This is a genomic window from Actinomycetospora sp. (assembly GCF_036497585.1).
Classification (GTDB): domain Bacteria; phylum Actinomycetota; class Actinomycetes; order Mycobacteriales; family Pseudonocardiaceae; genus Actinomycetospora.
The window spans coordinates 1-6,167 of the sequence record NZ_DASXJD010000211.1 but is presented as its reverse complement, the minus strand read 5'-3'; the positions used below and the strand labels follow the sequence as shown (position 1 = coordinate 6,167).

General features: G+C 74.3%; 4 protein-coding genes. 1 reads left to right on the top strand and 3 read right to left on the bottom strand.

What is annotated here, in order from left to right:
- From VGH76_RS21055 to VGH76_RS21045, 3 genes are all read right to left on the bottom strand, one after another.
- The coding region (locus tag VGH76_RS21055; RefSeq protein WP_331558674.1) for a dynamin family protein at nt 1-1,481 on the bottom strand (1,481 nt) is incomplete at its 3' end.
- Nucleotides 1,474-2,973 carry a GTPase gene (locus tag VGH76_RS21050; protein ID WP_331558673.1) on the bottom strand — a complete coding sequence of 500 codons (1,500 nt, stop codon included), beginning with the start codon at nt 2,971-2,973 and terminating at the stop codon, nt 1,474-1,476. The genes VGH76_RS21050 and VGH76_RS21055, both read right to left, overlap by 8 nt.
- A complete protein-coding gene (locus tag VGH76_RS21045) occupies nt 2,970-4,889 on the bottom strand; it encodes an Hsp70 family protein (RefSeq protein WP_331558672.1) in 1,920 nt (639 codons plus the stop codon). Before VGH76_RS21045 ends, VGH76_RS21050 begins: the two co-directional genes overlap by 4 nt.
- Before the next feature lie 783 nt (nt 4,890-5,672).
- Between VGH76_RS21045 and VGH76_RS21040 the strand changes: the two genes are divergently transcribed.
- Nucleotides 5,673-6,137, top strand: a complete 465-nt coding sequence (locus VGH76_RS21040; RefSeq protein WP_331558671.1) for a hypothetical protein — start codon at nt 5,673-5,675, stop codon at nt 6,135-6,137.
- The last annotated feature ends 30 nt before the right edge of the window (nt 6,138-6,167 follow it).

Below are 6,167 nucleotides of genomic sequence, written 5' to 3'. Positions count from 1 at the left end.
ATGCTGATGGGCAGGACCCACAGGATCGAGCCCAGGCCGACCGCGGCCGCGACCCCGCCGGCACCGCCCGCGAAGCTGGTGCTGCGCAGCACGCCGATCATGAGCTCCTGGCTGTTGGCGCGACGCCGACGGTGCACGTCGGCCCGGTCCGCGGGGTCGATCCCGTCGTCGGCCGCACCGAGCGCGTCGAGCTCCTCGGCGTCGGGGAGGAGCTCGGCGGCGGCGGTCCCCAGCTGCTCCCGCAGAACGGTGAGCACCTGCTCGGCCAACGCCGCGGCCTGGTGGTCGAGCTCGTCGAGCAGGGCGTTGCGCCCGGCCTCGGACGGCGAGCGGCGCATCGCGTCGAACCGCTCGTTCCACTCGTCGCGCAGGCCGGTGACCCGTGACGCCAGGTCGTCGGCGGCGTCGTTGCGGATGCGGTTGACGTAGTAATCCAGCTGGGGTCCCCAGGCCCGGCGTCGATCTGCGAGGGCGCGCAGCGCCGTGTCCCGCCCCGCGACCTCGGTGCGCGCGTCCCGGTCACGCGAGAGCGCGGCGATCTCGGTGTCGAGGACCCGCAGCGCCATGGTCACGACCTCCCGCCCCACCCCCAGGACCCCGAGGGTCGTCATCGCGGCCACCCTGGCACTGACGAGGTGCGCGAGGACGTCGTGGACCCGGCCCAGCCCGGACTCCTCCCACAGGCCGAAGTCGTCCACGTCGACGGGCGTCAGCGGGTCGGCGGGGTGACGGCCGCCGCGCAGCTCGAGAGCTGTCGTCGCGGTCGCCGAGTCCACCGGTACCCACGGCGCCCGGGCGAGCTGCGGGGCGTGGGTCCGGACGAGGGCGAGATCCTGGGCGAGGACGTCGCGCCACCCGGGGTACTTACCGGTCTTCGTCAGGACGAAGCACACGGCGGGCACCGTGCGCGAGACGCGCGTCAGGAAGGCCAGCTCGGTCGCGTTGAGTGGTGCCGCCGCGGACGTGACCATGATCAGGGCCGCGGCCTGGGCGGCCGCCCGCGCGGCGATCTCGGCATGGGCGGGGACGAGCCCGCCCGCGCCCGGGGTGTCGACGAGGACGATCGGGCCGAGCCACGGCGCGGGGACGGTGACGTCGACGCAGGCGACGTCGGCCGCGGGATCACTGATCCATCGGGCCAGCTCGTCGAGGGCGACCGCGGAGGGTGGCCCACCGCTCGTGGCGTGGATCCACGCGGACGCCCGGGTGTCGTTCCGGAAGGTGGCGAACGTCCGCGTCGCGACGTCGACGTCGACGGGGCTGAGGTCCGGGGCGGCGAGCAGGGCGTTGACCAGGGAAGATTTGCCCGCCTTCACCTCGCCCACGACCACGGCCACCGGTCGCGCGGCGGCGCGGGCCGCGGCGATGCGTTCGGCGGCGCCGGCAGTGAGGTCGGCGTCGACCGCGCCGGCGAGCGCGAGGGCGCGATCAGCGAGCTCCGTCTCCGGGTCGGGAGGGCCGCCACGGTCGGGCTCAGCCACGACCCGGGCCTCCGCTCGGGCCGCGACGGGCGCGGGCTCGCTGCGTGATCAACAGACAGGAGCGCTCGGCGACGACGGCAAGCCACGCCGCGCGGGGGTTCGTCCGGAAGGCGTGGGTGCGGAAGCGTCCGCCGAGCTCGCGCGCGGCGGCCGTGACGGTGCGCGGGTCGGCGGTCGCCGAGACACCGATCCGGTCGGCGTCGTCGGCGCCGCCCACGAGCCGCTCGAAGGCGACCGAGAGCTCCTCGGGCAACCGGGCTGCTCCCGACCACAGAGCGGCCAGGGCCTCGTGCTCCAGGACGGGATGGAGACGGGGGTCCAGGCGCAGTTCCTCGACCTGGTCGCCGAGCCAGAGGCGGGCGTCCTGTCCGAGCTCGGGGGCGCGGAGGAGCGCCTCGAACTGGTCGAGCGCGGCCGCGGCCTTGATCGTCGACGCGTGCGCCAGGACGCGGCGCCGGAGCACCTCGCGCAGCTCGTCGATCCGGGAGGCGGCCCGCAGCGCGTCGGCGACCTCCGTCGCCGAGGTCGCCCCGCCGTCGATGGCTCCGAGCGCGACCCGCACCCCGTAGAGGCCGAGGCGCTCGAGGAGGCGGCCCCGGCGCTCGGCGTCGAGGACGTCGTCGGTGGCGGTGAACCGGTCGGCGCTGAGCAGCATGATCGTCCGCGTCCGGGGGACCGACGCGGCGAGGGTGGCGAGGTCGTCCGCGAGCGCCTGGGTGAACAGGCCCGCGGACACCGTCTCGGCGAGCAGGGTGCACAGGGCGTGGACGGTCCCGACGCCGGGCAGCGCCGCCGCCGCGGATCGGGCGAGCTTCTCGGCGTCGGGCCACGGGTCGCGGCCGTCGCCGGCCGTGTCGGCTTTCGACAGCACCCCGACGACGGTGCCCCCGGCGGCCTCCCTCGACGCGAGGTAGTTCTCGACCACCCGGTGCTGCTGGGCGACCAGCCCCGAGTCGGCGTCGAGCACGACGATCGCGGCGTCCACATCGGCGCCTGCCGATCCGAGCAGCCTCGTCGTCCGCACGCTGCGGTCCTCGGTGAGCGACTCGAGGCCGGGGGTGTCCACGAGGATCATGTCGGTCAGCTCGCGGGTGGACAGGAACACCTCGATGTGGTCGACGCGGGTGGCCGGGATCCCGACGTCGGACGGGATGGCGTCGGGCGCGGCGCGCAACGGGACCCGGCGTCCGTCGACGTCGACCACGTCCACGTGGTCGAACTGGCCGAAGCGGTACCGGATGACGTGAGCCGTGGCCTCAACCGGACCGGTCCGAGCGACGTGCTGACCCACCAGGGCGTTCACCAGCGTCGACTTGCCGGCGTTGACCCGCCCGGTGACCGCGATCCGCACCGGTTCCGAGGCGCTACGGGCGATCGCGGCGGCGCGGGCGGCCAGGACCGCATCCGCATTCGCATGGTCGGCGCTCTGCGAACACAGCTCCCGTATGAGGCGCAGCGGCTCATCGGCGGCGTCGTGGCTCTCGACGGTCATCCGCAGTAGGCCTTCAGGTCCGAGACCGGGAAGGGGGTGCGCTCGACCGACTCGAAGCTCTGGGTCTGGTCGGGCACGAACCGGGTGGCGGCCACGAAGGGCCGCGCCCGGGAGACGCGGATGACGAGGGCGACCGGGCTCCCGGAGCTCGCCGTCCCCGACCACCGGTAGGTCGTCGAGCACCCGATCGGGGACGCCGGCGCCGCGCCGCCCGGGACGTCGGCGGGCGAGGTCGTCATCCCGGGGAGGGCGGCGCGCAGCGCGTCGGTGACTTCGCGCTCGCCCGGGAGGCTCGTCTTGTACAGCTCCTGGGACAGCCCGCCCGAGGGGCACGCGATGCCGCTGGAGGCGGCATCGGTGGGGATCAGGTACGCGGCGGGGGCGCACGAGGTGGATGACGCCATGAGCTGCTCGGCGCTCGTGTCGCTGACGTAGGTCGACGGCGGGGCCACCGGGGGGCTCCCTTGGCGTGCGACCAGGAGCACGACCCCGACGACCACGACAGCGAGAGCCGCGCCCGCGCCGAGCAGGACGCGCGGTGCGCGCCACCCGCCCCGACGGCGGGTCACGGGTTCCGGGCTCCCCGGCTCCGGGCTCACGTCCTCGGGGCTTCCGGGCGGCGGCTCGGAGGTCGGGGGCGACGGCTCCGCGACGGGGGCGGCCGGCCGGGTGATGACGACCGTGGCGGCGGAGGCGCCCGGCGTCGCCGTCCTCGCATCGGCGGGCGACGACGCCGGACGGTCGATCGGCGGGCGGGTGGTGATCACCGTGGCGCCGGCCGGGACGGGGCGCTCCATCACGGTGGTCGCGCCGGGCGGGACGGTGGGCTCGACGCGGGCCGGGCGGACCCCGCGGACCAGGTGCGCGGCGCCGAGGCAGACGGAGAGCTTCGGCTGGTCGAGGGTCAGCGGGGTGATGCCGGTGCGCTCGAGGAAGCGGCGGGCGACCACCGGCGAGCGGGCCGCTCCGCCCACGAGGTAGACGCCCGCGAGATCGTCCAGCGGCGTCCCGGCCTGCGCGAGACCGGTCCGTGCGTGGTCGACCAGGTGGTCGACGAGATCGCCGACCAGGGTGTCGTACTCATCGCGGGTGATCAGGACCGTCTCCTCGAGCCCGGGCACCGTCACGCTGGTCGAGCGGCTCGTCGAGAGCGACTCCCGCGCGCGGCGGACGGCGACCCACAGCTCCCGTCGGTGGCGCGCCCACTCCGGGGAGGGCGGGTGGTCGATGGAGTCCCACGTGGCGCCCCGCTCGCCCAGCGTCCGACCCACGTGGTCGGTCAGGGCCTCGTCGAAGCTGTCGCCGCCGAGGGCGAGGTCGGCCGCGGATGCGCCCCCGAGCTCGAACCCGCTCTCGGTGCACCGCACCGTCGCCACGCGGAACGCCGTGCCGCCGAGGTCGAGCACCCCGACGGTCGAACCCGTCGGCGCCGGGTGGCCGGAGGCGGCGAAGAACGCCGCGGTGGCGCAGGGTTCGGCGAGCAGGGTCGGCGCCGGCAGCCCGACGAGCCGGGCGGCCTCCCGCCACACCCCGAGCCGGCGTCTCCGCCACGCCGGCGGATGGGTCATCACGGTGCGCTCGACGGTGAGCGTCGGGTGCGCCCGGCGCGCCTGAGTGGTGACCTCGCGCAGGACGGCGGCCACCAGGTCGACATCGCGCACGGTCGAGCCACCGAGCGGGACGAGGCCCTGGCCGACCCAGCGCTTCGGCGTGGGCTCGTACGTCGTCGGGTCCTCCAGGCCGTGCCGTTCGGCCTGCATCCCGCTGACGAGCGGCTCACCCGGGTGTTCGAGGCCGACCGACGACGGCATGCACGGGATCCCGTCGGCGAACGCGAGGGGCACGACCGTCCCACCGGACCAGACCGCGGCGGCCGTGCTCGTCGTCCCCACGTCCAGGGCCAGAACGCCCGTCACTCCGCCCTCCCCCCGAAAGCTCGCCTGCAGTCACCGGACTCCCTCGTCCGCATGTCGCTCCGCGAGGGTGCGGTGATACACCCGTTTGAAAGCCCCGGTCTACTGGTCGCCCAGGAGACCGGGGCTCCCCCGGGAGGATCGGGTCAGGAACCGGAGCTTCCGTGTTGGTTGTCCCCCCGCCCGTCAGCGTCCCCACCCTCGCCGCTCGTGCCGCTGCCGCTGCTGCCGTGTCATGAGTCGCCGCCATGGCCGCCCTTCGAGGACGACGACGTGTCGTCGCTCTGCGCGCTGCCGTTCGGGCCGACCGTGCTCGCAGTACCCCCTCCACTGTGACTGGGGGCGTAGCGACCATCGGCGTAGGTACCGGTCGCGGTCCCCGCATCGCCACCGTGGCCACCGGTGGCGACCGGCGAGATGCCGTCCGCGTTGCCGCCGCCGGCTGGTGCGTCACGCGCGGGCCCTGTGCGGGGCTCGGTGTCGCGCCGAGCTGCGGAGCGCAGAGCGCTCCTGCGCCTCTTGGTTCGTACCCGCGCCTGGCTCAGGTCAGCCCACCGCCTACGCGACCCCGACGACTCCGGTGACGACGGCCGCCCTGATGGCCGGCGCCGGTCACTGGTGGGCCGCGCCGTGGCAACTAAAAGCAATATTGTGATAGACCCTCTCGGTATTTGTCACTCGTATAGCGCAGTTTTGACCAAGTCATGTGACATATCGTGTCGGTCACTGACGGGGGGCCTCCGGCCCGGCGCTGGGTGGGGAGCGGCCGTGAAGAGGCTCGTACTGATGACGACGACCGTTTCGGCTTTCCTCGTCCTCGCGACGTCGTGTGCGGCGGGCGGCTCGGCGCCCGGCCCAGGTGCGGGCGCGATGCTGGTCCAGCCGGCACCGCAGAACATTCCCGTCCCGCCCGGAATCGGGCGTTACGCGGACGAGTTCGCCCGGGGTCTTGGCGTCGCCGCCGAGCGATACCGGCCGCCGGTGGCCATCCAGCGACGCGCGACGGTCTACGCCGAGGACCTGGGGCGGAGCGAAACGGGCCCCTCGTATGCGGCTAAGAAGGCCGCGAAGAACGCGTGCGCGGTGCACAACAAACTGGCGCCCCCGTACTACATCCAGCTCGAGCCGGACCCCAAGATCGTGTCCCAGTCGCAGCACCTGCTCGATCGCCTCCGCCAGGAGGACAACGGGTCGATCGACGGCAAGCAGGCAGTGAGCCTCTTCTGCAACGTGGCAACGTCGCTGATGTAGCGGTGGTCTCGGGACTCGCGGTTTGGTGGC

Coding starts and splice junctions, on each gene's coding strand:
- VGH76_RS21050 (WP_331558673.1), bottom strand. CDS start 2,973: ATGACCGTCGAGAGCCACGACGCCGCCGATGAGCCGCTGCGCCTCATA.
- VGH76_RS21040 (WP_331558671.1), top strand. CDS start 5,673: ATGACGACGACCGTTTCGGCTTTCCTCGTCCTCGCGACGTCGTGTGCG.